This window comes from Burkholderia pseudomultivorans, from assembly GCF_001718415.1.
In the GTDB taxonomy this organism is placed as follows: domain Bacteria; phylum Pseudomonadota; class Gammaproteobacteria; order Burkholderiales; family Burkholderiaceae; genus Burkholderia; species Burkholderia pseudomultivorans_A.
Genome location: NZ_CP013378.1, coordinates 3,762,744 through 3,788,709, shown reverse-complemented (window position 1 = coordinate 3,788,709; position 25,966 = coordinate 3,762,744). Strand labels below are relative to the sequence as shown.

25 protein-coding genes and 1 tRNA gene are annotated in these 25,966 nt (G+C 68.9%); 15 read left to right on the top strand and 11 right to left on the bottom strand.

The window, feature by feature from the left end:
• Positions 1-44 precede the first annotated feature (44 nt).
• The 9 genes from WS57_RS29780 to WS57_RS29740 all read left to right on the top strand — a co-directional run bounded on the left by WS57_RS29780 (position 45) and on the right by WS57_RS29740 (position 6,976).
• A tRNA-Ser gene (locus WS57_RS29780) sits at positions 45-135 on the top strand.
• 340 nt (positions 136-475) lie between these two features.
• A complete protein-coding gene (locus tag WS57_RS29775; RefSeq protein ID WP_009695513.1) occupies positions 476-1,105 on the top strand; it encodes a LysE family translocator in 630 nt (209 codons plus the stop codon).
• A gap of 56 nt (positions 1,106-1,161) precedes the next feature.
• Entirely contained in the window at positions 1,162-1,302 is a 141-nt protein-coding gene (locus WS57_RS37745; RefSeq protein ID WP_009695512.1) for a hypothetical protein, read from the top strand.
• 345 nt (positions 1,303-1,647) lie between these two features.
• The gene (locus tag WS57_RS29765) at positions 1,648-2,727 is read left to right on the top strand and encodes a toxic anion resistance protein (protein ID WP_069245231.1); all 1,080 of its coding nucleotides are present in this window, start codon (positions 1,648-1,650) and stop codon (positions 2,725-2,727) included.
• Positions 2,728-2,746: 19 nt separating this feature from the next.
• Positions 2,747-3,487 carry a VWA domain-containing protein gene (locus WS57_RS29760; protein WP_060253487.1) on the top strand — a complete coding sequence of 247 codons (741 nt, stop codon included), beginning with the start codon at positions 2,747-2,749 and terminating at the stop codon, positions 3,485-3,487.
• A 44-nt stretch (positions 3,488-3,531) separates the two neighbouring features.
• Positions 3,532-4,548 (top strand): DUF475 domain-containing protein, encoded by a 1,017-nt coding sequence (locus WS57_RS29755; protein WP_059477845.1) that lies wholly within the window; start codon positions 3,532-3,534, stop codon positions 4,546-4,548.
• Between the two features lie 91 nt (positions 4,549-4,639).
• Positions 4,640-5,296 carry a TerD family protein gene (locus WS57_RS29750; protein WP_069245230.1) on the top strand — a complete coding sequence of 219 codons (657 nt, stop codon included), beginning with the start codon at positions 4,640-4,642 and terminating at the stop codon, positions 5,294-5,296.
• A gap of 51 nt (positions 5,297-5,347) precedes the next feature.
• Positions 5,348-6,214 (top strand): hypothetical protein, encoded by an 867-nt coding sequence (locus WS57_RS29745; RefSeq protein ID WP_059516396.1) that lies wholly within the window; start codon positions 5,348-5,350, stop codon positions 6,212-6,214.
• 141 nt (positions 6,215-6,355) lie between these two features.
• A complete protein-coding gene (locus WS57_RS29740) occupies positions 6,356-6,976 on the top strand; it encodes an HAD family hydrolase (RefSeq protein ID WP_059516398.1) in 621 nt (206 codons plus the stop codon).
• 30 nt (positions 6,977-7,006) lie between these two features.
• Here the strand turns inward: WS57_RS29740 and WS57_RS29735 are convergent, their stop codons facing one another.
• Positions 7,007-8,107 carry a fatty acid desaturase gene (locus WS57_RS29735; protein WP_069245229.1) on the bottom strand — a complete coding sequence of 367 codons (1,101 nt, stop codon included), beginning with the start codon at positions 8,105-8,107 and terminating at the stop codon, positions 7,007-7,009.
• Between the two features lie 221 nt (positions 8,108-8,328).
• Here WS57_RS29735 and WS57_RS29730 point away from each other — a divergent pair, with 221 nt between their 5' ends.
• Positions 8,329-9,369 (top strand): AraC family transcriptional regulator, encoded by a 1,041-nt coding sequence (locus WS57_RS29730; protein ID WP_059604480.1) that lies wholly within the window; start codon positions 8,329-8,331, stop codon positions 9,367-9,369.
• A gap of 12 nt (positions 9,370-9,381) precedes the next feature.
• Here WS57_RS29730 and WS57_RS29725 read toward each other — a convergent pair whose 3' ends face one another.
• The 5 genes from WS57_RS29725 to cysD form a co-directional block, all read right to left on the bottom strand.
• On the bottom strand, positions 9,382-10,431 hold the full coding sequence (locus tag WS57_RS29725) for a lactonase family protein (protein ID WP_059516400.1): 1,050 nt from the start codon (positions 10,429-10,431) through the stop codon (positions 9,382-9,384).
• Entirely contained in the window at positions 10,418-11,785 is a 1,368-nt protein-coding gene (locus tag WS57_RS29720) for an MFS transporter (RefSeq protein ID WP_069245228.1), read from the bottom strand. The genes WS57_RS29725 and WS57_RS29720 overlap by 14 nt, the downstream gene beginning before the upstream one ends.
• Positions 11,786-12,038: 253 nt before the next feature.
• Positions 12,039-13,226, bottom strand: a complete 1,188-nt coding sequence (locus tag WS57_RS29715) for a helix-turn-helix transcriptional regulator (protein ID WP_059477877.1) — start codon at positions 13,224-13,226, stop codon at positions 12,039-12,041.
• Between the two features lie 104 nt (positions 13,227-13,330).
• Positions 13,331-15,247: a sulfate adenylyltransferase subunit CysN gene (gene cysN / locus WS57_RS29710; protein WP_069245227.1), complete on the bottom strand. Its 1,917-nt coding sequence runs from the start codon at positions 15,245-15,247 to the stop codon at positions 13,331-13,333.
• Positions 15,247-16,143: a sulfate adenylyltransferase subunit CysD gene (gene cysD / locus WS57_RS29705; RefSeq protein ID WP_060253466.1), complete on the bottom strand. Its 897-nt coding sequence runs from the start codon at positions 16,141-16,143 to the stop codon at positions 15,247-15,249. The genes cysN and cysD overlap by 1 nt, the downstream gene beginning before the upstream one ends.
• A 213-nt stretch (positions 16,144-16,356) precedes the next feature.
• Here cysD and WS57_RS29700 point away from each other — a divergent pair, with 213 nt between their 5' ends.
• Genes WS57_RS29700 through WS57_RS29685 form a run of 4 tightly spaced genes read left to right on the top strand, consistent with a single transcriptional unit; the run spans position 16,357 to position 20,487 of the window.
• A complete protein-coding gene (locus WS57_RS29700; protein ID WP_009692509.1) occupies positions 16,357-17,466 on the top strand; it encodes a DUF1214 domain-containing protein in 1,110 nt (369 codons plus the stop codon).
• Positions 17,463-18,656, top strand: a complete 1,194-nt coding sequence (locus tag WS57_RS29695; protein WP_069245226.1) for a sulfotransferase family protein — start codon at positions 17,463-17,465, stop codon at positions 18,654-18,656. The genes WS57_RS29700 and WS57_RS29695 overlap by 4 nt, the downstream gene beginning before the upstream one ends.
• 41 nt (positions 18,657-18,697) lie before the next feature.
• A complete protein-coding gene (locus tag WS57_RS29690; protein WP_069245225.1) occupies positions 18,698-19,489 on the top strand; it encodes an SDR family oxidoreductase in 792 nt (263 codons plus the stop codon).
• A gap of 17 nt (positions 19,490-19,506) precedes the next feature.
• The gene (locus WS57_RS29685) at positions 19,507-20,487 is read left to right on the top strand and encodes an acetyltransferase (protein WP_069245502.1); all 981 of its coding nucleotides are present in this window, start codon (positions 19,507-19,509) and stop codon (positions 20,485-20,487) included.
• A 42-nt stretch (positions 20,488-20,529) separates the two neighbouring features.
• On the opposite strand, the gene WS57_RS29680 is transcribed toward WS57_RS29685, so the two are convergent.
• Together WS57_RS29680 and WS57_RS29675 are read right to left on the bottom strand one after the other, a co-directional pair.
• Positions 20,530-20,982 (bottom strand): nuclear transport factor 2 family protein, encoded by a 453-nt coding sequence (locus tag WS57_RS29680; RefSeq protein ID WP_069245224.1) that lies wholly within the window; start codon positions 20,980-20,982, stop codon positions 20,530-20,532.
• 13 nt (positions 20,983-20,995) lie between these two features.
• Complete coding sequence (locus WS57_RS29675; RefSeq protein ID WP_009692808.1) at positions 20,996-21,475, bottom strand: SRPBCC domain-containing protein; 480 nt, start codon at positions 21,473-21,475, stop codon at positions 20,996-20,998.
• 442 nt (positions 21,476-21,917) lie between these two features.
• On the opposite strand from WS57_RS29675, the gene WS57_RS29670 reads away from it, so the two are divergent.
• Complete coding sequence (locus WS57_RS29670) at positions 21,918-23,396, top strand: cryptochrome/photolyase family protein (RefSeq protein ID WP_069245223.1); 1,479 nt, start codon at positions 21,918-21,920, stop codon at positions 23,394-23,396.
• A 26-nt stretch (positions 23,397-23,422) separates the two neighbouring features.
• On the opposite strand, the gene WS57_RS38220 is transcribed toward WS57_RS29670, so the two are convergent.
• The 3 genes from WS57_RS38220 to WS57_RS29660 form a co-directional block, all read right to left on the bottom strand.
• Positions 23,423-23,545, bottom strand: a complete 123-nt coding sequence (locus WS57_RS38220; RefSeq protein ID WP_060246505.1) for a hypothetical protein — start codon at positions 23,543-23,545, stop codon at positions 23,423-23,425.
• Positions 23,536-24,768 (bottom strand): MFS transporter, encoded by a 1,233-nt coding sequence (locus WS57_RS29665; protein ID WP_069245222.1) that lies wholly within the window; start codon positions 24,766-24,768, stop codon positions 23,536-23,538. The genes WS57_RS38220 and WS57_RS29665 overlap by 10 nt, the downstream gene beginning before the upstream one ends.
• 163 nt (positions 24,769-24,931) lie before the next feature.
• Positions 24,932-25,873 (bottom strand): LysR substrate-binding domain-containing protein, encoded by a 942-nt coding sequence (locus WS57_RS29660; RefSeq protein WP_069245221.1) that lies wholly within the window; start codon positions 25,871-25,873, stop codon positions 24,932-24,934.
• Between the last annotated feature and the right edge of the window lie 93 nt (positions 25,874-25,966).

The following is a 25,966-nucleotide window of genomic DNA, read 5'->3' as shown; positions in this document are numbered from 1 at the left end:
AGTGGCGGGGTGCCGTCAGAGTTTGCTATACTCTCGTTCTTCCCGGAGAGATGGATGAGTGGTTTAAGTCGCACGCCTGGAAAGCGTGTATAGGTTAATCGCCTATCGGGGGTTCGAATCCCCCTCTCTCCGCCAGAATTCAAATGCCCGCGCAAGCGGGCATTTTCGTTTCCGCAAGGGGCGTCGGCGCCGGCCATTCTTTCATCGTCCGTGATTCCAGCTCGCTGATTTTCAGTGAGCCTTTAATTGCGTGAGTGCCGACGCTCAAAGCCGGGTACGGGCGCGAAAAATCAATACCACCGTGCAGCGGCGCCGAAGCGCGACCACGAACGCACGACAACTCGACCGCTTCGCCCGCCAACTTCCCGCTTCGCTATCATGTCGACGGCACAATCGTTCGATATGCGCGAGACCGGCGACACGCCCGCCAATCTCGTCCGCTCTTCCCACTCCATTCCCAAAGGAGCGCCGCAGCATGTCCCTTTCCGCCTTGCTTGCCTTTGCGCTGATCCTGTCCGTCGGCGTCGCGACACCCGGCCCGACGGTGTTGCTTGCGATGAGCAACGGCTCGCGATACGGGCTGCGCCATGCGATGGTCGGCATGCTCGGCGCGGTCACGGCTGACGTCGTGCTCGTCGCGCTGGTCGGCCTGGGTCTCGGCGTGCTGCTCGAAGCGTCCGAGGCGGCGTTCGTCACGCTGAAACTGGCGGGGGCGGCGTGGCTCGCGTACGTGGGTGTGCGGATGCTGCTGTCGAGCGGCGGCCCCGCAGCCGCGCAGCCGCTCGATCATCCGCCGCCCGATCGCAAGACAGCGTTCCTGAAGAGCTTTTTCGTCGCGATGAGCAACCCGAAGTACTACCTGTTCATGTCCGCGCTGCTGCCGCAGTTCGTCGACCGGTCGCACGCGATCGGGCCGCAGTACGCGATTCTGGCGGCGACGATCGTGACGATCGATGTCATCGGAATGACCGGCTATGCGCTGCTGGGCGTGCATTCGGTGCGCGTGTGGAAAGCGGCCGGAGAGAAGTGGCTGAACCGGATCAGCGGATCGCTGCTGTTGATGCTCGCGGGGTATGTCGCGCTGTACAGAAAGAGCGCGACCTGACACGACGATGCAACGGAACAGGGCCGCACGCGGGCTCGTGCAACGATGAAGGCGACATGACATGGACCGACGACCGGCACTTCAGCGCGACATTCGACGATATCGACGGACGATGGGACTTCACCATTCGCGACCGGCCGGCATGGTGCATTTTCCCGCGACTCGGCATGCGGCGCGTGCAGGGCGATTCCGCGTGAGCGCTAATAGAAAAAACGCCATGCATTCGCCCGCGCTCACCCGGACGCACAAAAAGCTCATATTTTTCATTTAACTTTCACATCGGCGACAGGTGTAAGATTCCGCCCTCGAAACCTGAGCTGTCCTGCGGCCCGATGCGGCACGAACGCCATCCGTTCATCGCCTTGCCCGCCCGCAATCTTACAAAATGAATGGAAATTGAAAGCAAGGCTTTCTTGACGCCATGCGCTCACGCCATTTATTGTCCGTCTGCCGGCCGCGAGAGAGCGCGACGGCCATCGCGGAAGTGCGCAGCGCGCACGACAACACGCAGCAAAAAGTAGAAAAGGAAACGTGGTAGCCACATGAAGCCGCTATTCGACGACAAGAAATCCGATGCGGTCAGCGATCGTCCTTCCATTCCGCCTTCGTCTCCCGTCGTCGTGACGGCTGCTCCCGCGCCGGTCGCGATCGAGCACGCGCGCCTGATCTCCGTCGACGAAATCGACCAGCTCGGCGCGGCGCAGGGCACGCGGATCGCCGCGTTCTCGCAGCAGATTCTCGCCAGCGTGCGCGCGTCCGATGCCGACCAGTTCGGCGACAAGCTCAACGAACTGATTGCGACCGCGAAGGGGCTCGACCCGCGCGGCGCCGACAAGGGCGGCCTGATCACGCAGGTCACGCGCCTGTTCCGCTCGACCAAGGAAAAGCTGCTGTCGCAATACGAGTCGGTGAGCAAGCGGATGGACACGCTCGTCGTCGAACTCGAAAGCCATGCGCAGCGGCAGAAGGCCGGCATCGACGAGCTCGAGCGGATGTACAACGACAACTACGCGCTGCACCAGGAGCTCGCGCAGGCGAAGGCGCACGGCGAAACCGCGCTCGCGACGCTGCGTGCGCATCTCGCGGCCGGGCAGCAGCCGGCCGACGACGCGTTCGCCGCGCAACGCCTGCTCGACGTGAAGCGCAAGGTCGACGCGCTCGAAAGCAAGCTCGACGATCTCGACCGCGCGATGCTGATGTCGAAGCAGCTCGCGCCGCAGATCCGCATGGAGCAGGACCAGAAGCGCACGCTGACGTCGAAGTTCATGACGATCAAGACCGTGCTGATTCCCGCCTGGACCAACGCATTCGCGCTCTATCTCGAACAGCTCAGCACCAAGCGCGCGGCGGCGCTGGCGAACGCGACCTACGACGCGGCCGACGAGGCGATCCGCGCGCAGGCCGATCTGAATCGCCGGAACGCACAGGAAGTCGCGAAGCTCGGCCAGCGCCCGGTGATCTCGACCGATACGTTCGAGTACGCGCAGCAGCAGCTGTTCGGCGCGTTCGACGACATCACGCAGATCATCGCCGACGGCAAGCGCCAGCGCGAGCAGGACGCGCCGCGCCTGCGCCAGCTCGAACAGGACCTGATCACCCGATTCGCTCCGAAGCACAACTGACAAAACTGAGAGAACCTGCATGATTACGCTTGAGAAACGCGCGGCGAAGGTCGCGATCGTCCTCGAAAAACGTCAGATCCTGAAGCCGCCCGTCGTGCGCGTGGGCGCAGCGCTCGACATCTCGGGCTCCGCGAAGCAGCTCTACCAGTCGGGCGTGATCCAGGACACGCACGACCGGATCCTCGGCATCGCGCTGAAGTTCGACGACAACGGCGAAGTCGACACCTGGACCTTCACCGAAGGCTTCGACCGCCTGCCGACCGCGACGCCGGACAACTACGGCTCGTACATCTCGGACTACGTGCTGAACGGCAAGATCGACAAGTGGGGCGGCACGCAATACGCGCCGGTGATGCACGACATCGTCGACTTCTTCTTCCGCGCGCCGGAGCCGAAGGCCGCGGCCAAGCGCGGTTTCCTGAGCCGCCTGTTCGGCGGCGACGAGGCGCCGGCGCAGGCGCCGGCCAGCGCACCGGTGAACGGCCATCTGCCGGCATGGGTGCTGTTCGTCACCGACGGCCAGAACCCGACGAACGACCGCAAGCGCGTGCGCCAGCTGCTCGCCGAGTCGCAGCACTTTCCGCTGTACTGGTCGCTCATCGGCGTCGGCGATCCGGCCGAATTCGGCTTTCTCGCGGAAGTCGCCGACGAGATGCCGAACGTCGGCTTCCTGCATCTCGAATCGCTCGACATCAGCGACGAACAGATCTACGAACAGCTGATCACGCAGGAATTCTGCGACTGGGTGCGCGCGAAGTAAGCGCGGCCCGCACGCTCCTTTATCCCGAACCCGATTTCCCCATCATGTTGAAAGACTTCAAGATCCCGCTGTCGCTCACGGTGCTCGCGCTCGTCGCGGCCTATCTCCTCGGCGGCGTAAAGGACATGCTGATCGTCGCGGTGCTGTCCGTGCTCGAAATCTCGTTGTCGCTCGACAACGCGGTCGTCAATGCGTCGGTCCTGAAGAACTGGTCGGAGAAGTGGCGCAACCGCTTCATGGTGTTCGGCCTGCCGGTGGCGGTGTTCGGCATGCGGCTCGTGTTCCCGCTGCTGATCGTCGCGGTGATTGGTCACATCGGCCTGTGGGATGCGCTGCGGCTCGCGATCGAGTCGCCGGAGCAATACGCGGCGATGCTGACGTCCGCGCATCACGAGGTGTCGGCGTTCGGCGGCGCGTTCCTGCTGATGGTGTTCTTCAAGTTCATGCTCGACACCGAGAAGGACGAGCACTGGATCGGCTTCCTCGAAGGCCCGATGCGCCATCTCGGCCGCATCACGGCGCTCGAGGTCGCGCTGACGCTCGGCATCATCATCGTCGCGTCGTTCTACGTGCCGGGCGCGGAGCAGGTCAGCTTCCTGCTCGCGGGCGCGTTCGGTGTGATCGGCTTCGTGATCGCGCACGGCGTGGGCGACCTGGTCGGCGGCGAGGACACCGGCACGCGCGTGGTGCGCGAAGGCGTCGCCGGTTTCCTGTATCTCGAGGTGCTCGATTCGTCGTTCAGCTTCGACGGCGTGATCGGCGCATTCGCGCTGTCGAACAACATCTTCCTGATCGCACTCGGCCTCGGCGTCGGCGCGGCCTATATCCGGGAGATGACGCTGGTGCTGCTGAAGAAGGGCACGCTCGCGCAGTACCGCTATCTCGAGCACGGCGCGTTCTGGGCGATCGGCGCGCTCGCGGCCATCATGTTCCTCGGCGTGAAGTTCGACGTGCCCGAGGTCGTGACGGGGCTGGTCGGCGCCGCGATGATCGGCGCGGCCGTGTGGTCGTCGATCGTCGCGCAACGCAGGGAAGCGCGGGCCGCGGTGGCAGGCGAGTGACGCGCGCGGCACGTACGGATCAACGAGGGGCCGCAGCGGGCGGCCCGGCATTGCCGCCGGCGCAACGGCGGTTCCAGCAGGAGAAGTTCAGATGATCAATTTGTCGAAAGGCGGTCGCGTCAACCTGTCGAAGGAAGCGCCCGGCACGCAGAAATTCCGCATCGGTCTCGGTTGGGACGCGAACGCGACGGACACGGGCACGGACTTCGATCTCGACGTGTCGGTGTTCCTGTGCAAGTACGACGCGCAAAGCAATCCGAAGCTGATCTCGGACCAGCACTTCGTGTTCTACAACAGCGAAGTGCGCACGATGGACCGCAAGGAAACCTTCATCCAGCCCGGCGACGAATTCCCGAAGCGCGGGATGCCTTCGTCGAAGTGCCTGGGCGTCGTCCACAGCGGCGACAACCGCACCGGCAGCGGTGACGGCGACGACGAGGTGATCTTCATCGACGTGACCAAGCTCGCGCAGGACGTCGAGGAAATCTCGGTGGTGGTCACGATCGACCAGGCCGAAGCGCGCCGCCAGAATTTCGGGCAGGTCCGCAACAGCTACATCCAGATCGCCGACGAGGTGTCGGGCGCCGTGATCGCGAAGTACGCGCTCGAAGAGGACTTCTCGATGGAGACGTCGGTGCAGGTCGGCAGCTTCTATCGTCGCGACGGCCACTTCATGTTCAAGGCGGTCGGTGCGGGCTACAACCGCGGTCTCGGCGACTTCGTCCGGGCCTACGGCGGCGCCGTCTGACTGGCGGCAGCCCGGCGCGCGGGCAGCCGCCGCGGCGGGCAGGATGCATCGATGACGAACCGGTCCGACGAGCCGAAACGGCTCGAGTTCGATACGACGCCCGAGCGCACGCCCGGGCGTCTTGCGTTCGACGCGCCGTCCGCTGCCGGCGCGGCTGCCGCGCGCGCGCCCGAGCGGCCGGTGCCGAAGGCGCTCGACCTCGGTCCCGCGCCGCCCAAGCCTGCGCAGGCGGCGCCGCTCGATGCGCCCGGCCGCGCGCTGTTCGGCGAAGCGAACCATCCGCTGCTCGAATCGTGCTTCCGCGCGGCGCAGGCCCGCTTTCCGAATCTCTATCCCGACTGCGCGCCGCGCATCGAGCGGTATATCCGCCAGCTGGTGCCGCTGAAGCTGGCCAGCGTCGCGACGATCGGCGACAGCGCGCTCGAAACCGCAGGCGATCTCGTCGAAGCGGTCGCGGCGACGACGCGCGAATTCAACGAACTCGGCGCGGCCGACATGATGGCCGGGATGCTGGCGCAGGCCACGCGCAAGGCCGGCATGTTCGAGCGCTGGTTCGGCGCGTCGTCGGCCCCGGTCGATTACCGCGCGGCGCTCGGTGCGCTCAAGCAGTCGCTCGGCTTCTTCCCGCGCCGCACCGAGGCGCTCGCCGCCAAGCTTCGTCATGCGGAGGAGAATCTCGTCGTCGTGCTCGCCGCATTGAGCGCGGTGTCGGACGTCGTGCGCGTGCCGGACGACGCGGGGCTCGAGCGCACGCTGTTCGATCGTCGCAACATCGTCGGCCAGGCGCTCCAGCAGATCCGCATGCAGCCCGCGCAGTTGCGCGGACTCGACGAGCGCGTGATCGATCTGTTGTCGCGCGCCGATCACCTGATGAACGTCGTGCTGCCCGCGGCGCTGGCGGCGCGGCCGCCGCGCTGAGCCGTCGGCGTCGAACGACGAGCGAACGGGAAAAGCGCACGCATCGGCGTGCGCGTTCGCCGTTGCGGCGCGCCGTTTCGCGCGAGCGGGCGCGAGTCTGCTATCTTCCCGGGCATCTCATCGCTTTCCCGCTGCCATTCCATGACCGACCGCATCGTCGCCGCATTCGATTTCGACGGCACCATCACGACTTCCGACAGCTTTCGCCATTTCGTCCTCGAGACGGTCGGCCTGCCGCGCTTCGCGTGGGCCGGACTGCGCGCGCTGCCGTGGATCGTCGCGATGAAGGCCGGGCTGGTGTCGCGCGGCGATGCGAAAGCGAAGTTCGCATGGTTCGCGTTCGGCGCGATGCGCGAGGATGCGCTCGATGCACAGGCGCGCAGGTTCGTCGACGCGTATCTGCCGCGCCTCGTGCGTCCGGAGATGCTCGAGCGCGTGCGCGAGCATCGCGCGCGCGGTCACGAGGTGGTGCTGGTCAGCGCATCGCCGTCGCTGTATCTCGACAAATGGGCGAAGACGGCCGGCTTCGACGCCGTGCTCGCGACGCGTCTCGCGTTCGAGCGCGGCCTGTTCACGGGGCGGCTCGACGGCCAGAACTGCTGGGGGCCGCAGAAGGTCGTGCGCCTGCGCGGATGGTGGGGCGATCGCCCGCCGCAGCGCCTGTTCGCGTATGGCGACAGCCGCGGCGACAAGGAGATGGCCGAGCTGGCGAACTGGTCGTGGATCCGCGGGCAGGGCCCGATGCCGCCGATCGGCGCTTGAGGCGGCCGGGGCCGCCCGGGCGCCGCCGCGTTACGCGTCGGCCCGCGCTGCGCGTCCGCCGCGACAGGCGCCCCAGCGATTCGCGCGGGCGAACGTGCCGACGTCGTTGAAGCGTACGCCGACCTCGCGCAGCGCCGCGTGCGCGGTGCGCGCGGTCAGCTGGCGGATATAGAACGGGTCGCGCACGACGAAGTGATGGATCGCATGCGTGCTGCCGAAATTGAAGCAGAACAGCTGGAACGGCAGCATCCACCACGGGTTGAGCACCTGCGTCTGCTGGATCACGTTGCGCGAATCGATGTCGCCGAAGTAGTGCATGTTCGAGCTGACGAAGTTGATGCAGAAGCTGCGCAGGAAGTTCGGCCCGAGCCACACGACGGCGAGGAAATCGACGACGCTCATCGCGCGCTCGACGACGGCCGGCACGGCGACCGACACGCCGCACGCATGCAGCACGAACAGGCCGGCGTGATAGACGATGAACGCGTGCCACAGCGCGTAGTACGCATGGCCGACCGGCATGTACGACGACACCTGCTCGACGCGCAGCTGCGCGCGCTCGGCCGGATCCTGCACCGGTTGCGCGGCGACGTACTGCTTCACCTTGCGGCGCATCGCGGCGGGCCGCAGCGCGACGGCGAGCATGCCGTCGGCGATCATCAGCAGGCGCTTCACGCCCCAGCGCTCGCCGTTCGTGATGCCGAATTCCTCGAGATCCGATTCGCCGCCGGACACCTTGTGGTGATGCAGGTGCATGCGCCGGCGCGTCCACGGGTTGATCGTGCCGGGCCGCGTGAGCCAGCAGAGTGCCATCATCAAGTGATACGCCCACGGCGTCTTCCTGAAGTACATCAGGTGGATCAGGTCGTGCTCGAGCTCGTGGATCAGCGACGTGACGAACGCGGCGAGCGGCAGCGCGACGTACCACGCGATCGTGCCGCGCGCATACAGCCACGCGAGCGCGAGCATCGCGCTCACCGACACGGCCATCACGGTCGCGCCGACGAGGTTCTGCTGGTCGAGCAGCGGATAGCGCGCGCGGATCGCATCGCTCGCCGCGTTGACCTCGCGGCGCACGTAAGCGACCTTGTCCGCGTCATCGCGAAAGACGGTTCGGGCGGGTTGATTCATCGACCGGGATTCCTGCGGAAGAGTGGGGCGCAATGCCGACCTGACAAGCATAGGCGCGCACGCGATCGTGCGCGAGGGCCGCAGGTGCCAATGGCGGTGTCATTTCGGGCCATGATCGCTTTGGCGGCCGGCCATCACGCCGGCCGGCGTAGAGTTCCGCTTCGGTGTCATTCCGGGCCAGCGCCGCTACAATCCGCCGAAACCGCTCCGGAGTCCATTGCATGGCCCTGTCCGTCCCGGATGCCGCGCGCCAGTTGAACCGGGCGACGGTGTCGTCCGCGTATGCGCTGTTCATGCTGATGCTCGCCGAGGAGCGCGGCATCGACGCGAGCCGGATTCTCGCCGGCTCCGGCGTCGAGCGCGAGCGGCTCGCGCAGCCCGATGCGCGCATCACGCCGCTGCAGCAGGCGGCGATCGTCTTCAACCTGCTCGACGCGACCGACGATCCGTCGATCGCAATCGAGATCGGCCTGCGCAGCAGCCTCACGAAAGCGGGGCTGATCGGCTTCGGGCTGATGAGCTGCGCGACGCTCGGCGAGGCGATCGCGCTCGGCATCCGCTATCTGCCGACCCGCGTGCCGTTTTTCTCGGTACGGCTCGCGCAGCTCGACGGCATCGTCGACATCGACGTGCTCGAGGCGTTTCCGCTCGGCCGGCTGCGCCAGTTCGCGGTCGAGAACTTCCTGGTGGAAACCGCGATCCTGTTCAACTCGCTGCTCGATCCGGCGCCGGCGCGCACGCTGCAGTCGCGCGCGGAGTTGCATTTCGCCTGGCCCGAGCCGCCGTGGTTCGACCGGTATCGCACGCGCCTGCCGCGCTGTCATTTCGACGCGAGCGCGAACCGGATCCGCTGCGACGCCGCGCTGCTCGACGAGCCGATCGGCACCGCGAACGCGCAGACCGCGCAGATGATCGTCCAGCAGTGCGAGGCCGAGCTTGCCCGGCTCGGCTATGCGGAAAGCATCGTCGAGCGCGTGCGCAACCTGCTGATCTGCGGCGACGCGGGCTATCCGTCGGTCGACGACGTCGCGCGCGAACTGCACGTGTCGTCGCGCACGCTCAAGCGCAAGCTGGCCGAATACGGCGCGACCTATTCCGCGCTGCTCGACGAGATCCGCCTGCGCGATGCGCTGCGGCTGCTCGAAGGCACGCGCTTGCCGGTCGACGAGATCGCCGCGCGGGTCGGTTATACGGACCGCGCGAATTTCACGCGCGCGTTCAAGCGCTGGACCGGCGTCGCGCCGAGCGAGCGGCGCGGCTGACGGCGCGCTTCGTCACACGATCGCGATCCAGTTCGCGCCGCGTCCGCCCGGTGCGCGTGCGTGCAGCGACAGCGCACCGTCATCGGGCGAGATCGCATAGACCGCGACGTGCTCCGAGCGCTCGCCGCATGCGACGAGCCAGCGTCCCGACGGATCGATCGCGAACCCGCGCGGCTGCGTCTCGGTGGCCGTCGCGTGCGCGGGCTCGAAGCGCTCGTCGGCGTTGCGCCGGTAACAGAGCAGCTGGCTCGACGTGCGTTCGCTGACGTATGCATGGCGTTCGTCGGGCGTCAGCTGCAGGTCGGCGGCCCATACGGCCGGTTCGATCGGCGCGGGCGGGCGCGCATGGCCCGGCGCGAGCCCGGCGACGGCCGGGTGGGGCGCGCTCACGTGCGCAACGTCGAGCCGGCCGCTGTCGGCGTCGCGCGCGAACGTCGCGAGCGTGCCTTGGAATTCGCTGACCGCGATCAGCGTTCGACCGTCGCGTGCGAAACGCAGGTGACGCGGCCCGAAACCGGCCGGCACGCGGGTCTCGCCATGCTCGCGCACGCGCAGGCCGTGCGCATCCTGTTCCAGCGCGAAGCAGAACACGCGATCCGAGCCGAGCGAGCTCACGTACGCGAAACGATTGTCCGGCGACACGACGACCGCGTGCGCATTCGCGATGCCGTCCGCCACGTGCAGCGGCGTGCCGTCGCCGTCGCGCACGCGCGCGGCGTCGTACACGCTCAGCGAATGGCCGCCGTACGACGCGCCGAGCAGCCAGCGGCCGCTGCGGTCGAGCGACAGGTAGGCGTGACTCGCGTCGATCGCGGTCGCGCCGAGCCGGGCCAGCGCGCCGCTGGCCGGCGCGACGCGGAACGCGACGATCGACGGCTGCGCGCCGCGCGTCGCGACGTAGAGCCGCGCGCGGTCGGCCTGCACGGCGATCGGCATCGCGTTGTCCGCGGCGGGGTAGCGGGCGAGCGGCGCGATCGCACCGTCGTTCGCGAGCGAGAAGGTGGCGAGGTCGCCGTCGACGGCATTCGAGACGACGACGGTCAGGCGATCAGTGTTCGGCATGGCGGAGCATCGAGGCGGAAGTGAAGGACTCGTCGGCCGGCAGCCCGCGCGGCGGATCGCTGCGCCGGTGCGTGCGGGCGAACAGCGCGGCGACCGCGGCGACGAGGGACGCGATCGCGAGCGCATACAGGCCGCCCGTGATCGATCCCGTATGTTGCTTCAGATAGCCGAATGCCGTCGGCGCGACGAAACCGCCGAGGTTGCCGACCGAGTTGATCAGCGCGATCACGGCCGCGGCGACGCGCGTGTCGAGGTAGCCCTGCGGGATCGGCCAGAACAGCGACGACGCGGCCTTGAAGCCGAGCGCGGCGAAGCAGATCGACGCGAACGACCACACCGGGTCGCGCGAGGTCGACGCGAACAGCCCGCAGGCTGCGAGTACCAGCGCGAACGCGAGCCAGCGCTGCGGGTGCTTCCATTTCGCGGACAGCACCGCGAAGCCGTACATCGCGCCGATCGCGATCATCCACGGAATCGTGTTGTAGAGGCCGACCTGGAAGTCCGTGAGGCCGCCCATCTTGCGGATGATCGTCGGCAGCCAGAAGGTGGCTGCGTAGATCGTCAGCTGGATCGAGAAATACAGGAAGCAGAACAGCGCGATCTGCGGATCGCGCAGCAGCGCAACGCCCGGCACGCGCACGTTCGAGCGCACGTCGCGGGTCGCGCGTTCGTCGTCGAGCGCGGTTTCGAGTGCCGCGCGCTCGTCGGCCGTCAGCCACGTCGCGTCGCGGATGTGCGACTTCAGCAGCAGCCAGCTCGCGCCGCACAGCGCGACCGAGAACAGCCCTTCGACGAGGAACATCCACTGCCAGCCTTCGAGGCCGAAGCCGTGGATCGACAGCAGCGCGCCGGTGACGGGCCCGGACAGCACCGACGCGAACGCCGAGCCGCCGAGGAAGATCGCCATCGCCTTGCCGCGTTCCTGCGGCGGCAGCCATTGCGACAGGTAGAGCACGACGCCGGGGAAGAAGCCGGCCTCGGCCGCGCCGAGCAGGAAGCGCAGCACGTAGAACGACGTGTCGTTCCACACGAACGCCATCGCCGCCGCGACGAGGCCCCACGTCGCCATGATGCGCGCGAGCCAGACGCGCGCGCCGTAGCGCTGCATCAGCAGGTTCGACGGAACTTCGAACAGCGCGTAGCCGACGAAGAACAGCCCCGCGCCGAGTCCGTACGCGGCCGCGCCGATGCCGATCGACGCCTCGAGATGGCGATCGACGAAGCCGACGTTGACGCGGTCGATGTAGTTCGCGATGAACATGATCAGCACGAGCGGCAGCACGTGCCATTTCACTTTCGAGACGGCCGAGGCGAGCGGATCGCGGCCGGGCAGGGTGGGCGAGGGCGGGTTCAAGCGTGTCTCCGGTCGGACGGCGGCGCGCGGGCAAGATAGCCGGCCTCGCTGTCCGGGTGGTGATGGATGTAGTACGTTGTCGTACAACATGGTACGCCGGATGGACGATCGTGACGTCGCGGGTTTACCCGGAAATTTTACTGAAATCTCTCAAAGTCGAAGTCGATTCGTTTGAGCCGGTAATGTCTGATGACGTATGACATAAACTAGCGCTATGCCAGCCGAAACAGGCGCGACGCGCCAACGCGGCGCCCTACGCCATCGACACGACGCTGTTGAGCAGCATCTTCACGAGCACGGCCTGCCGCGTCGCGCCCGTCTTCGCGAAGATCCCGCGCAGGTGCGCACGCGCGGTGTTCTTCGTGATGCCGGTCGCGGCGGCCGCTTCGTCGAGCGTCATGCCGTCGACGAGCAGCAGTGCGATCTCGGTTTCCATCGGCGTCAGGCGGAACAGCCGGTGCAGCATGTCGCGCGAGGTGTGCGGCGACGCCGCCGGGTCGCGCACGAACACCGCGACGGCCGGCCGGTGCTGGCGGTCCTCGGCGCCGCGGTACGGCGCGAGCGGACGCAGCAGCACGCTGAGCGGCATCGCACCGTCGGGGCGCGACAGCGTGGTGGCCTCGATGCGCGCGAGCGCGCCCGCGCGGAAGTGCTCGAGCGCGGCCTGCAGCGCCTTCTGCAGGCGGCGCTCGTCGAGCGGGCACGACGCATGCAGCCGCTGCTGGCGCAGGCACAGCCCGTCCTGCCGGTCGAACAGCCGCGCCGCGATGCGGTTGTGCTTGATCACGCGGCCGTCCTCGTCGACGATCGCGGTGCCGACGTCGAGCCGGTCGACGGTGCCCGCGTACAGCGCGCGCTCGGCGTCGAGCACGTCGAGCGCCGCATGCAGCTCGACCGCGCGCTGCAGGTGCGGCAGCAGCGTCGCGACCTGCGCGCGCTCGGCGGCATCGAAGTCGCGGCTGCGATGCGTGCGGCTCACGAAGAACGCGCATTCGACGCCGCGCTCGCCGCGCAAATTCGCGCCGAGGATGTAGCGCAGGTCGAGCGGCTGCAGGTACTGCCGATAGAAGTCGTGCGCGCACCATGCGGGCTCGCCGAACAGCCGGTCGGCGGTGAACACCTGGCCGGGCGGCTGGTCGAGGAACGGGCACAGCGCGTAGAACTGTTCGCTGTACGACGGCTCGCCGGGCAGCAGCGGGCCGTGCGTCGACGCGTTGATGATGAGCCCGCGCCGCGCGCCGCCGGGGTTGCGCAGCACGAGCGTCGTGAAGCTGGCGTCGAGCCGCACGCGGATCGCCTCGAGAAAACCGGCCCACGGCGTCGCTTCCGACGGCCCCTGATAGACGAGGCCGAGCCACGCGCTCAGTTCGCGCGCGGTCCACGCCGCATCGTCGAAGCCGTCGTGCGTGGCCGTGGGGTCGGGCGGCGCCGCGATCCGCATGCTCGTCGTCTCCTGATCGGGATGAGGGGTTTCGACGAGCATACCGGTCAGCCGGCGGCCCGCGTCATCCGAACGGAGTAGACGACGCGGGGCGGCCGGCCTCGTCAGGCCGCGCGTTCGCGCAGCAGGTACGCGACGATGCGGGCCGCCGCGTCCTCCGGCGTTTCGGTTACCGTATCGATGCGCAGCTCCGGCTGCGCGGGCGGTTCGTACGGCGAATCGATGCCGGTGAAGTGCTTCAGCTCGCCGCGCCGCGCCTTCCTGTACAGGCCCTTCGGATCGCGTTCCTCGGCGATCGCGAGCGGCGTGTCGACGAACACCTCGACGAACTCGTCGGCGCCGACCATCGCGCGTGCCATGTCGCGCTCCGCACGGAACGGCGAGATGAACGACACGAGCGCGATCAGCCCCGCGTCGAGCATCAGCCGCGCGACTTCGGCGACGCGCCGGATGTTCTCGACGCGATCGGCCTCGGTGAAGCCGAGGTCGCGGTTGAGCCCGTGCCGCACGTTGTCGCCGTCGAGCAGGTAGGTGTGCTTGCCGAGCGCGTGCAGCCGCTTTTCGACGAGGTTCGCGATCGTCGACTTGCCGGCGCCCGACAGCCCCGTCAGCCATACGATGCGCGGCGTCTGCGCCTTCTGTGCGGCGCGCGCGTCGCGATCGACGTCGACCGCCTGCCAGTGCACGTTGTGCGCGCGGCGCAGCGCGAAGTGCAGCATCCCCGCGCCGACCGTGTCGTTGCTGAAGCGGTCGATCACGATGAAGCCGCCCGTATCGCGATTCCGCTCGTACGGATCGAACGCGACCGGCCGGTCGAAGCTCAGGTTGCACACGCCGATCTCGTTCAGCGCGAGCGTGCGCGCGGCCAGGTGCTCGCGCGTGTTCACGTCGATCTTGTACTTGGGCGTCGCGCAGGTCGCGCCGACCGTCTGCGTGCCGAGCTTTACCAGATACGGCCGGCCCGGCAGCAGCGGCTCGTCGTGCATCCAGACGAGCGTCGCCTCGAACTGGTCGGCCACTTCCGGCGGCGCGTCGGCGCGCGCGATCATGTCGCCGCGGCTGATGTCGATCTCGTCGGCGAGCGTGAGCGTCACGGCTTCGCCGGCGCGCGCGACGCCGGTTTCGCCCGCCGGCGTGATCACCGACGCGACGCGGCTTTCCTTGCCGGACGGCAGCACGCGCACGCGCTCGCCGACGCGGATCTCGCCCGACGCGATGCTGCCCGCATAGCCGCGGAAATTCAGGTGTGGCCGGTTGACCCACTGCACCGGCAGCCGGAACGGTTCGTCGCGCGTCACGCGCGCGGCGAGCGGCACGGCGTCGAGTTGCTGCATCAGCGTCGGACCCGCGTACCACGGCATTTGCGCGCTCGGCACGATCACGTTGTCGCCGCGCAGCGCCGACATCGGAATGCTGACGATGTCCGACAGCCCGAGCTCGGCGGCGAATCCGCGATAGTCGGCGTCGATGCGCTCGAACACCGCGCGGTCGTAGTCGACGAGATCCATCTTGTTGATCGCGAGCACCACGCGCCGGATGCCGATCAGCGCGACGAGATGGCTGTGACGGCGCGTCTGCGTGAGCACGCCCTTGCGCGCATCGACCAGGATCACGGCGAGATCGGCGGTCGACGCGCCGGTGATCATGTTGCGCGTGTACTGCTCGTGGCCCGGCGTATCGGCGACGATGAACTTGCGCCGTGCGGTCGCGAAGAAGCGGTACGCGACGTCGATCGTGATGCCTTGCTCGCGCTCGGCCGACAGCCCGTCCACCAGCAGCGCGAAATCGAGTTCGCCGCCCTGCGTGCCGAGTTTCTTCGAATCGGCTTCGAGCTGCGTCAGCTGGTCGTCGAACAGCATGTTGGATTCGTAGAGCAGGCGGCCGATCAGCGTGCTCTTGCCGTCGTCGACGCTGCCGCAGGTGATGAAGCGCAGCAGGTCCCGGGTTTGCGTGTCGCCGGCGGCGAGCGCGTCGGAAGCGGGGCGCGCGAGCGGGTCGGGCGCGGTGAGTACGTGTGCCATCAGAAGTATCCCTCCTGTTTCTTCTTTTCCATCGACCCGGCCGAATCGCTGTCGATCAGCCGTCCCTGGCGCTCCGACGTGCGCGTCTCGCGCATCTCCCGCAGGATGTCGTCGAGCGACGTCGCGTCGCTGTCGATCGCGCCCGTCAGCGGATAGCAGCCGAGCGTGCGGAAGCGCACCTTGCGCAGCTGCGGCACTTCGCCGTCACGCAGCGGCAGCCGTTCGTCGTCGACCATGATCAGCGCGCCGTCGCGTTCGACGACGGGCCGTTCCTTCGCGAAGTAGAGCGGCACGATCGGGATCTCGTGAAGCTGGATGTACTGCCAGATGTCGAGCTCGGTCCAGTTCGAGATCGGGAACACGCGCAGGCTTTCGCCCTTGCGCTTGCGCGCGTTGTACAGCGACCAGAGTTCGGGGCGCTGGCGCTTCGGATCCCAGCGATGCTGCTCCGAGCGCAGCGACACGATGCGCTCCTTGGCGCGCGACTTCTCCTCGTCGCGGCGCGCACCGCCGAACGCGGCGTCGAAGCCGTAGTGGTCGAGCGCCTGCTTGAGGCCCTGCGTCTTCCACACGTCGGTGTGCAGCGCGGAGCCGTGCGTGAACGGATTGATGCCGTTCGCGACGCCATCGGGGTTCACGTGCACGCGCAGATCGAGGCCGAGCCGTTCGGCCGTCGCGTCGCGAAACGCGATCATCTCGCGGAACTTCCACGTCGTATCGACGTGCAGCAGCGGGAAGGGCGGCCGCGCCGGGTAGAACGCCTTCATCGCGAGATGCAGCATGACCGAGCTGTCCTTGCCGATCGAATACAGCATCACGGGGTTTTCGCTCTCCGCGACCACCTCGCGCATGATGTGGATGCTTTCGGCCTCCAGCCGCTCCAAGTGGGTCAACATCGTTCGTCTCCTGTTCCATGCCGGCGCCGCGCGACATGTGCGGCGATTCGTGCATGACGCCAACGGTATCGACGCACGACCGTGCCGCTCTTCGTCCGGATGAACTAAGTCGCGGTGCGGCCGGGGCGCGGATCTTTCCTTAGTCCACCCGGACGAAGTGACGCGCGGCGCGCCCGCTTAAGGTGGACGTTCGACCATCGGCGGAGACGACACATGACGGACGACACACGTGCCACGCAATTGCTTTCGGGCCAGACCTGGGCCGAGTTCTGCGACACCCTGAAACGCAGCGGACAGCAGATCCTGCGCGCCGAGGCGCCGGACGATCCGCTTACGCGTGCCGAAGGGTTCCGCTATCTGAGCCGGCTGATGCGCATTGCGCTGGAAATGCACGTCGAATTCGCGGACGGCGCATGGCCGGGCTTTTTCTCGCCGTCGCACGAGACCGCGAAGATCGGCGCCGACAATCCCGACAACCTCTACCAGTACGCGCGTCTCGACGGCCGCTGCGAATACCGCGTGACGGGGCGGCGCGGCACGGTCGCGTACCTGAGCTTCGGCACGCAGAAGGGCGGCTACGAGACCGACGGCAAGATGCTGCAGACGGGCTTTCTCGACGCGAAGCAGCTCGAGGTCGCGCCGGACGGCAGCTTCGAGATCGTGCTGGGCGAAACGCCGCGTGCCGGCAACTGGGTGCGCATGGAGGCCGCCACCAACGCGCTGCTCGTGCGCCAGACCTTCCTCGACCGGCGCACCGAGACGCCGGCGCAACTGAAGATCGAACGCATCGGCGCCGATACCCGTCCGGCGCCGCTCGATCCGGTCACGCTGCAGGGCGGCCTCGTGCGCGCCGCGCAGTTCGTCGAGCAGACGGCGCGACTGTTCGCGGACTGGGCCGCGAGCTATCGCTCGCACGTGAACGCGCTGCCGCCCGCCGACCAGGCGCTGTGCCAGTCGGTCGGCGGCGACCCGAACATCTACTACTACCACTCGTGCTGGTCGCTCGCCGACGACGAGGCGCTCGTGATCGACGTCGAGACGGTGCCCGACTGCGACTTCTGGAACGTGCAGCTCAACAACTACTGGATGGAATCGCTCGACTATCGTCATTTCGACGTGTGCGTGAACAAGCACGGCGCGAAGCGCAACGCCGACGGCGGCGTGACGATCGTGGTCGCCGCAGCGAAGCCGGGCGACGCGAACTGGCTCGATACGGCCGGGCACCGCACCGGCACGATCTGCTGGCGCTGGGTCGGCGCCGCGCACCCGGTGCATCCGCGCACGCGCGTCGTCAAGCTCGCGACGCTGCAGGAGGCCGCATGAACGCGCCGCTCGAGCAGATCCGCATGCAGCTCGACCCCGACGCACTGATCGCCGAGGCCGTGTCGCGCACGGGCGGGCTCACCGCGTTCGGCGACGGCCCGTATCGCGACGCGCTCGACGTGATGTGCGCGTCGCTGATCGACGACGCGCGGCTGTCCGCGCGCGGCGTGGCGATGATGCGCGAGAAGCTCGTCGGCCAGCTCGTGAACCGGCTCGTCGTCGAGGCCTACTGCCGGCGCCATCCGGACATCGCCGACATCGAGATCGACGATCCGCTCGTGATCGTCGGCCTGCCGCGCACCGGCACGACGCTGCTGCAGCGCCTGCTGGCCGTCGATCCGCGCTTTCATTCGGCCGCGTGGTGGGAAACCCGCTATCCGGCGCCGCTCGCCGGCGAAACGCTCGCCGCGCCGACCGTGCGCATCGCACGCGCGCAGGCCGAGGTCGCGACGATGATCGACTGCATTCCGCAGATCCTGTCGATCCATCCGCTCGATGCGATGCTCGCCGACGAGGAGTTCATGCTGATGGAGCACTCGTTCGTGTGCGCGATGGATTCGTACGCGAACGTGCCGCGCTATACGGCGTGGCTCGAGCAGCAGGACCTCACGCCGGTCTATACGTACCTGAAGCGGATGCTGCAGTTCCTGCAGTGGCAGAAGGCGCAGCGCGGCGTCGCGCCGGCCGCGCGCTGGCTGCTGAAGACGCCGCAGCACCTGCATGCGCTCGACGTGCTGTGCCGCGTGTTTCCGCGCGCGCAGGTGGTGCTCACGCACCGCGACCCGGCGCAGACGATCCCGTCGATGGCGAGCATGGCGCACACGCTGTGGCAGATGTACGCGGACAATCCGGATCCGCGCACCGTCGGCGCGCAATGGAGTGCGGGAATGGCGCGCGCGATCGGCGCGGCGATGCGGGCGCGCGATGCGCTGCCTGCCGAGCGGTTCCTCGATATCCGCTTCGAGGACACCGTGTCGAATCCGCTCGGTGTCGCCGAGGCCGTCTACCGCTTCGCGGGCCTGTCGCTCGATGCGCGGCAGCGCGCGGCGATGACCGACTGGCTCGCGCGCAACGGTCGCGACAAGCGCGCCGCGCACGACTATTCGATCGCGCGCTTCGGCCTGACCGATGCGCAGCTCGCGCGCGATTTCGCCGCGTACCGCGCGCGGCATCTGCGGGCAGCCGGCTGACGGCGGCCCCGCGAGACGCACGACAACCAGGAGACAAAGCCATGTTGCTGAAGGACAAGATCGTCGTGATTTCCGGGATCGGGCCGGGGCTCGGCGTGAAGCTCGCCGTCGAGGCGGCACGCGAAGGCGCGCGCGGCCTCGTCGTCGCGGCGCGCACCGTGCAGAAGCTCGACGATGCACAGGCGCGGATCGCCGAGCTCGGCGTCGACTGCGACGTGCTGAAGGTGGCGACCGACATCACCGATCGCGCGCAATGCCGGCAGCTCGCGACGCAGGCCGTCGAGCGCTTCGGCCGGATCGACGCGCTCGTGAACAGCGCATTCGTGCACGGCACGTTCCCCGAGCCCGTTGAGGAGGCTGACCTCGACGGCTGGCGCGAGGTGTTCGACACCAACGTGTTCGGCACGATGGCGCTGACGCAGGAAATCGTGCCGCACATGAAGCGGCAGAAGCGCGGCGCGATCGTGATGATCAACACGCAGGCGACCCGCAAGCCTTTTGCAGGGGAATCCGGCTACGCTGTGTCCAAAGGCGCGCTCGCGGTTGCGGCAAAATACCTGGCTCGCGAGCTCGGCGTGCACGGCATTCGCGCGAACAGCATCCACATGGGCTGGATGTGGGGCGTGCCGACGCAGACCTATTTCCGGCAGGCCGCGGCCGAGTACGGCGTGCCGGAAGCGCAACTGATCGCGCCGATCGCATCGAATATCGCGCTCGCGAAGCTGCCGACCGACGACGATTGTGCGCGCGCCGCGCTGTTCCTCGCGTCGGATTACGCGAACGCGGTGACGGGCGCGACGCTGGACGCGAACGGCGGCGATTTCATGCCCTGACGATGGAGCCACGGATCATGCAGCAACACCACGACGGACGACACTTCTACGCGTTCAACGGCGACGCGGACGGTCTGTGCGCGCTCCAGCAGCTGCGGCTCGCGGAAGGGGCGCAGGGCACGCTCGTGACGGGCGTGAAGCGCGACATCCGCTTGCTCGAACGGATCGACGCACGGGCCGGCGATCGCATCACCGTGCTCGACGTGTCGCACGACCAGAACCGCGACGCATGCGCGCGGCTGCTGCGCGACGGCGTGACGATCCGCTATTTCGACCATCACTTCGCGGGCGAGCTGCCCGGCGATCCGTGCTTCGTCGCGCATATCGACACGTCGGCCGACGTTTGCACGAGCGCGATCGTGAACCGCCATCTCGGCGGCCGGCACGCGCGCTGGGCGATCGTCGCGGCGTTCGGCGACGAACTGCCGGCGCTCGGCGACGCGCTCGCACGCGAGCACGGGATCGGCGCGGCCGAGCGTGACCTGTTCGCCGAGCTGGGGCTTTATCTGAACTACAACGCGTACGGCGAGTGTATCGGCGACCTCCACTTCGATCCCGCGGCGCTGGCCGAGGCGATGCTGCCGTGCGCCGATCCGATGGCGTTCGTGCGCGACACGCCGGTGTTCGCCGCGCTGCGCGACGGCTATCGCGACGACATGGCGCGTGCCTGCGCGCTCGCACCGTGGCGCGACGTGCCGGGCGCGACGCTGATCCGGATGCCCGATCATCCGTGGGCGCGCCGCGCGACCGGCATGCTCGCGAACGAGCGCATGCGCAACGCGCCGCATGCGGCGCTCGCGGTGCTGTCGCCGCGCGCGGACGGCGGGCTGGTCGTCAGCGTGCGCGTGCCCGACGGCCGGCCGCTCGGCGCCGACGAATTCTGCCGCGGTTTTCCGACCGGCGGCGGACGCAAGCGCGCGGGCGGCATCAACCATCTGCCGGAAGCCGAGTTCGACGCGTTCGCCGCGCGTTTCGAGGCGGCCTTCCGCCTCGACTGACGGCCGCGCGGCACGCGCCGCGCGCCGGCCGGCTCGGCAGGATCAGCCGGTTGCGTCGGCCAGCACGGCCGGCACGTTGTGGTCGTAGCAGCGCTCCTCGACGCGCTCGGCAATGCGCCAGCCGTGCGCGGTGCGCACGAAGCGGTCGACGTACCACAGCCCGAGAAACATCACCTCGGTGCCGCCGTCCGGCAGCGCGACCGCCATCGGATTGAAGCAGATCGTGCGGCCGCGCGCGGTGTCGCCGTCGAACCGGATCGACAGGTTGCCGACCATGTGCTGGTACTGCGGAAACTGCGGCAGCACGCTGCGCAGCCACGCCTTCACGTCCGGATAGCGGCCGGCGATGCCGCCCATCGCGCGATAGTCGATCGCCGCGTCGGGCGTGAAGACCGCGTCGAGCGCATAGAAGTCGCGCGCGTCGATCGCGGTCGAGTACGCGACGACCAGCTCGCGAATGTCGTGATGGTCGGACAGCGTCTGCAGGTCGGGCATCGGCGCGACTCCGTCATGCGCTTTTGCGGCTGCGCGCCGCATGCAGGGTTTCCGCGCGCTGCTTCACGTCGCGCGCGCACTGGTCGAAGCCCTGCTGCACCCAGGCGCCGTGGTTCTGCATGATGGTGTCGGCGTTGACGCCGAGGAACTGGTCGGTCGTGAAGTAGCGGCAGCGTTCGGCGCCGTCGGCCTCGATGTACTGATCGCGGCGCGCGGCGTCCTTGTTGTCGTCGGTCGGGCGCTGTTCCCACGACAGCAGGCGTTCGGGCTCGAACGCGACGAGGATTTCATTGACGGGGATCACGGTGTCGGTGCCCGGGATGCGCACCTGCATGTGCACGAAATCGCCGAGGCGGCCGGTCGTTTCGAGACCGACGCAGAAGCTGTTCCATTCGCCGTAGCGCGGGAAGTCGGTCAGCACTTCCCAGACGACGGAAGCCGGTGCGTCGATGTCGACGGTGATCGAGGTGACGAGATTGGCGGGTTTGGTCATGGCGGTGTCGGATGGGACTGCGCACGCGTCCGCGCACGGGCGGGGCGGGCAGCGATCGAAAGCGTTTGCGCCGACGCCGGCCGGCGCGCAGAGGCGGGCGGCGGCGCGGGCGCGCCTGGCGGGCGCGTCGCGCGATGCGCTGCGTCGGCGGCGGCCGACGTGCGCCGCGCATCGCGGCGAACCCGGGATCGAGCGTAGGCCGGTGCGCGCCGCGAAAAATCGTCGGAATGGACTAAGGCGTTTCACGGGGCCGGCTCGGACCGGAAGCGGCGGCGCCGCATGCGGCCGGCGCGCGCGACGAAAACCGCGGTCTGGCGTGGCGGCGTGATCGCCTGCCGACCGTCAAGCGAACCCGCGCGCCACCGCAGCCATCGAACGTCGACACCGTGCGGCGCACCCGCGACAATACGCATCACGTTCCGCTTCCCGCCTCGAGGTACCCGTGCCCGTCCCGTCGTCCGTTGCACCTGCGATCGTCTGGTTCCGCGACGATCTGCGCCTGACCGACCAGCCCGCGCTGACGCGCGCGGTCGCGTCGGGCCGGCCGCTCGTCTGCGTGTTCGTCGACGACACGGGCGCCGGCGCGGGGCGACCGCTCGGTGGCGCCGCGCGCTGGTGGCTGCACGGCTCGTTGGCCGGGCTCGACGCGGCGCTCGCGCGTCACGGCGGACGCCTGCTGGTGCTGCGCGGCGACGCCCGGCACGAGATCGAGCGCATCGCGCACGACACGGGCGCGGCGGCGGTCTACTGGAACCGTCGCTACGCGCAGCCGCAACGCGACGCCGATGCGGCGCTGAAGGCGTCGCTCAAGGCGCGCGGGCTGGCGGTCGAAAGCAGCAACGGCAGCCTGCTGAACGAGCCGTGGGAGGTGCTGACCGGCGCCGGCGCGCCGTTCCAGGTCTTCACCGCGTACTGGCGCGCGGCGCGCCGCGACCGTATCGTCGAGGCGCCGCTGCCGGCACCCGCGCACATCGTGTTTCATTCCTGGCCGGACAGCGTGCGCGAACGCGCGCTGACGCTCGACGCGCTCGCGTTGCGCACGCACACGCCGGACTGGGCCGGCGGCTTGCGCGACGCGTGGCCCGCACCCGACGAAGCCGGCGCGCACGCGCGGCTCGACGCATTCGCGAGCGCGTCGCTCGCCGGCTATGCGGGGGCGCGCGATCGTCCGGACCAGCCCGCGACGAGCCGGCTGTCGCCGTTCCTGCGCTTCGGCAACGTGTCGCCGCGGCAGGTATGGCATGCGGTCCAGGGGGCCGCGCAGGCGGGCGGCGCGGCCTGGTCGGCAGGTGCCGACAAGTTCCTGAGCGAGCTCGGCTGGCGCGAATTCAGCTACGCGCTGTTGTATCACTTCCCGTCGCTCGCGACCGACAACTTCCGTGCGCAGTTCGACGCGATGCCGTGGCGCGACGATCCCGCCGCACTGCGCGCGTGGCAGCGCGGCCGGACCGGCTATCCGCTCGTCGATGCGGGCCTGCGCGAACTGTGGACGACGGGCTGGATGCACAACCGCGTGCGGATGGTCGTCGCGTCGTTTCTCGCGAAGCATCTTCTGATCGACTGGCGCGAGGGCGAAGCGTGGTTCCGGGACACGCTGGTCGACGCCGATCCCGCGAACAACGCGGCGAGCTGGCAGTGGGTGGCCGGCTGCGGCGCCGATGCCGCGCCGTATTTCCGGATCTTCAATCCGGTCGCGCAGGGCCGCCGGTTCGATCCGCACGGCGCCTACGTGCGGCGCTGGGTGCCCGAGCTCGCGGGCCTCGACGATGCGGCGATTCATGCGCCGTGGCAGGCGTCGCCGCTGGAACTCGCAGCGGCCGGCGTGCGGCTCGGCGTCGATTACCCGGCGCCGCTCGTCGAGCACGACGCGGCGCGTCGTCGCGCGCTCGATGCGCTGGCCGCATTGCCGAAGCGGCGCTGAGCCCGACGCCGGCGCGGCACGCGCCTTCAATTGCAGAACGCGACGTGTTCGAGCAGCGCGAACGCGACGTGTGGATCGAAGTAGGCGGCGCCGCACCACGCGACGAACGCGAGCGCGGTGGCGGCGAGCGTCGCGCGGATCATGCCCACGCGGCCTCGCCCGGCGCGCGGCGCGCGACGCGCGCGTCGTCGATCGGCAGATGCAGGAGCGCCGCCAGCACGCCGAGCGCGATCGAGCCGAGCCACAGCGGCAGGTACGAATGCATCGCGTCGTACACGAGCGCGCCGAGCCACACGCCGAAGAAACTGCCGAGCTGGTGCCCGAAGAACACGAAGCCGAACAGCGTCGCGATATAGCGCACGCCGAACACCTGCGAGATCACGCCGTTGGTCAGCGGCACCGTGCCGAGCCACGTGAAGCCCATCACGGCAGCGAACACGTAGACGCTCGCGGGCGACAGCGGCGCGGCGACGAACACGGCCATCGCGAGCGCACGCATGAGGTACAGCACGGACAGCACGTACTTGCGCCGCAGCAGGCCGCCGAGATGACCGCACGCGTAAGTGCCGGCCACGTTGGTCAGTGCGATCAGCGCAAGCGCGACGCTGGCGTGGCGCGCCGGCAGTCCGTGATCGAGCAGGTAGGCGGGCAGGTGCGTCGCGATGAACGCGAGCTGGAAGCCGCACGCGAAGAAGCCGGCATTGAGCAGCCAGAAGCCGCGATGCGCGAACGCCTCGCGCACCGCGTCGCCGATCGACTGATCGGCATCGGCGGCGGCGCCCGCAGCCTCGGCGGGGCGGTCGCGCAGCAGCACGGCGAGCGGCGCGAGCAGCGCCGCGACGACAGCCAGCGCAATGAACGCATGCTGCCAGCCGATGCCGCCGATCAGTTCCTGCGCGACGGGCACCATGCAGAACTGGCCGAGCCCGCCGATCGCGCCGGCGACGCCGAGCGCCCAGCCGCGCCGGTCGGGCGGGAACAGGCGGCTGAGCGCGCCGTAGATCGACGCGAACGCGGAGCCCGACAGCGCGATGCCGATCACGAGCCCGGCGCCGACCGTAAACGTGCCGGTCGACGTCGCATGCGCCATCGTGACGAGCCCGGCCGCGTACAGCAGCATCCCGACCACGATCACGCGCACCGAGCCGAAACGGTCGGCGATCATGCCGGTGAACGGCTGCGCGACGCCCCAGATCAGGTTCTGCAACGCGAGCGCGAGGCCGAACGCTTCGCGCGACCAGCCATGATCGAGCGTGACGGGCGCGAGGAACAGGCCCTGCACGTGGCGGATGCCGAGCGCGGCGCCCATGATGAGGCCGCCCGCGAGCACGGGCAGCCAGCGGCGTCGGACGTCTTGCTCGATCGGGGTCATGCGGGTCTCCGGATGAACGCGCGGCGAAAGGGCCGCGTCCGGTCCGATTAGACGACCGGGCCGGCGCTCGCTCAAGCGATCATTCGGTCAGGTTCGCATGCGTGGCGGGAATGCGAGACGACGGGCGGCCGTTCTCTGCTGCGTGACGGCGAGCGACGCGCGTTCAGTCCCGGGCCGCGTCGTGCGCGCGGATCATCGCATCGCATTCGGCGGCTTCCGCGAGCATCCAGTCGCGCACCTCGGCGACTTCGCGCCGCGGCGCCGCATCGTGCTGAAACAGCCAGTAGCCGTACGGATCGGGCTGCGCGCGCGGGCGCGGCCCGAGCACCGCGAGCCGCCCGTCGGACAGCATCGGCGCGACCAGCGCGAGCCGTCCGAGCGCGACGCCCTGGCCCGCGATCGCGGCCTGGATCACCTGATCGTACTGGTTGAAGCGCAGCACGCCCTTCGGGCGCGCGTCGCCGAGCCCGGCCGCGTGCAGGTGCGTGCGCCATTGCAGGTGGGGCTGCTGCGGCCCGTCGAACTCGAGCAGCACGTGGTCGGCGAGCGCGGCGGCGTCGACGAGCGCTCGTGCGGCGAGCGCCGGATGCGCGACCGGCAGCACGACCTCGTCGAACAGGCGCAGCGCGCCGGGCGGCGCGCGATCGCGCGGGCAGTAGCGAATCCCGAGATCGATGCCTTCGGTGCGCAAATCGAGTACCTTGTCGTTCGCGGCCACGCGCAGGTCGATCTCGGGCAGGCGCGCCTGCAGGCGCCCGAGTCGCGGCAGCAGCCACAGCGCGGTGACGCCGATGCTGGCGGTGATCGTCACCGGCTGGCGCTCGCGCGCGGCGGCGAGCGACGCGACGGTGTCCTGCAGGCTGTGCAGCGCCGCATCGGCGGCGCGGAACAGCCGCTCGCCTTCCGGCGTGAAGGCGATGGTCCGGTAGCCGCGCCGCAGCAGCGCGACGCCGAGATGGGCCTCGAGCGCATGGATCTGCCGGCTGACCGCCGACTGCGTGACGCACAGATCCTGCGCGGCGAGCGTGATGCTCATGCGGCGGCCGACCGCGACGAAGCCGCGGACGAGGTCCAGCGACGGGAGACGAACGAGCGGCGTTGACATGCGTCTGGCTCATGCGAACGGAGCAGCAAGATTGGTTGAGAACGCGGCGCGCGTCAAGTTCAATGGAGGCGGGCGGCCGCGCGCCGGTGCGTC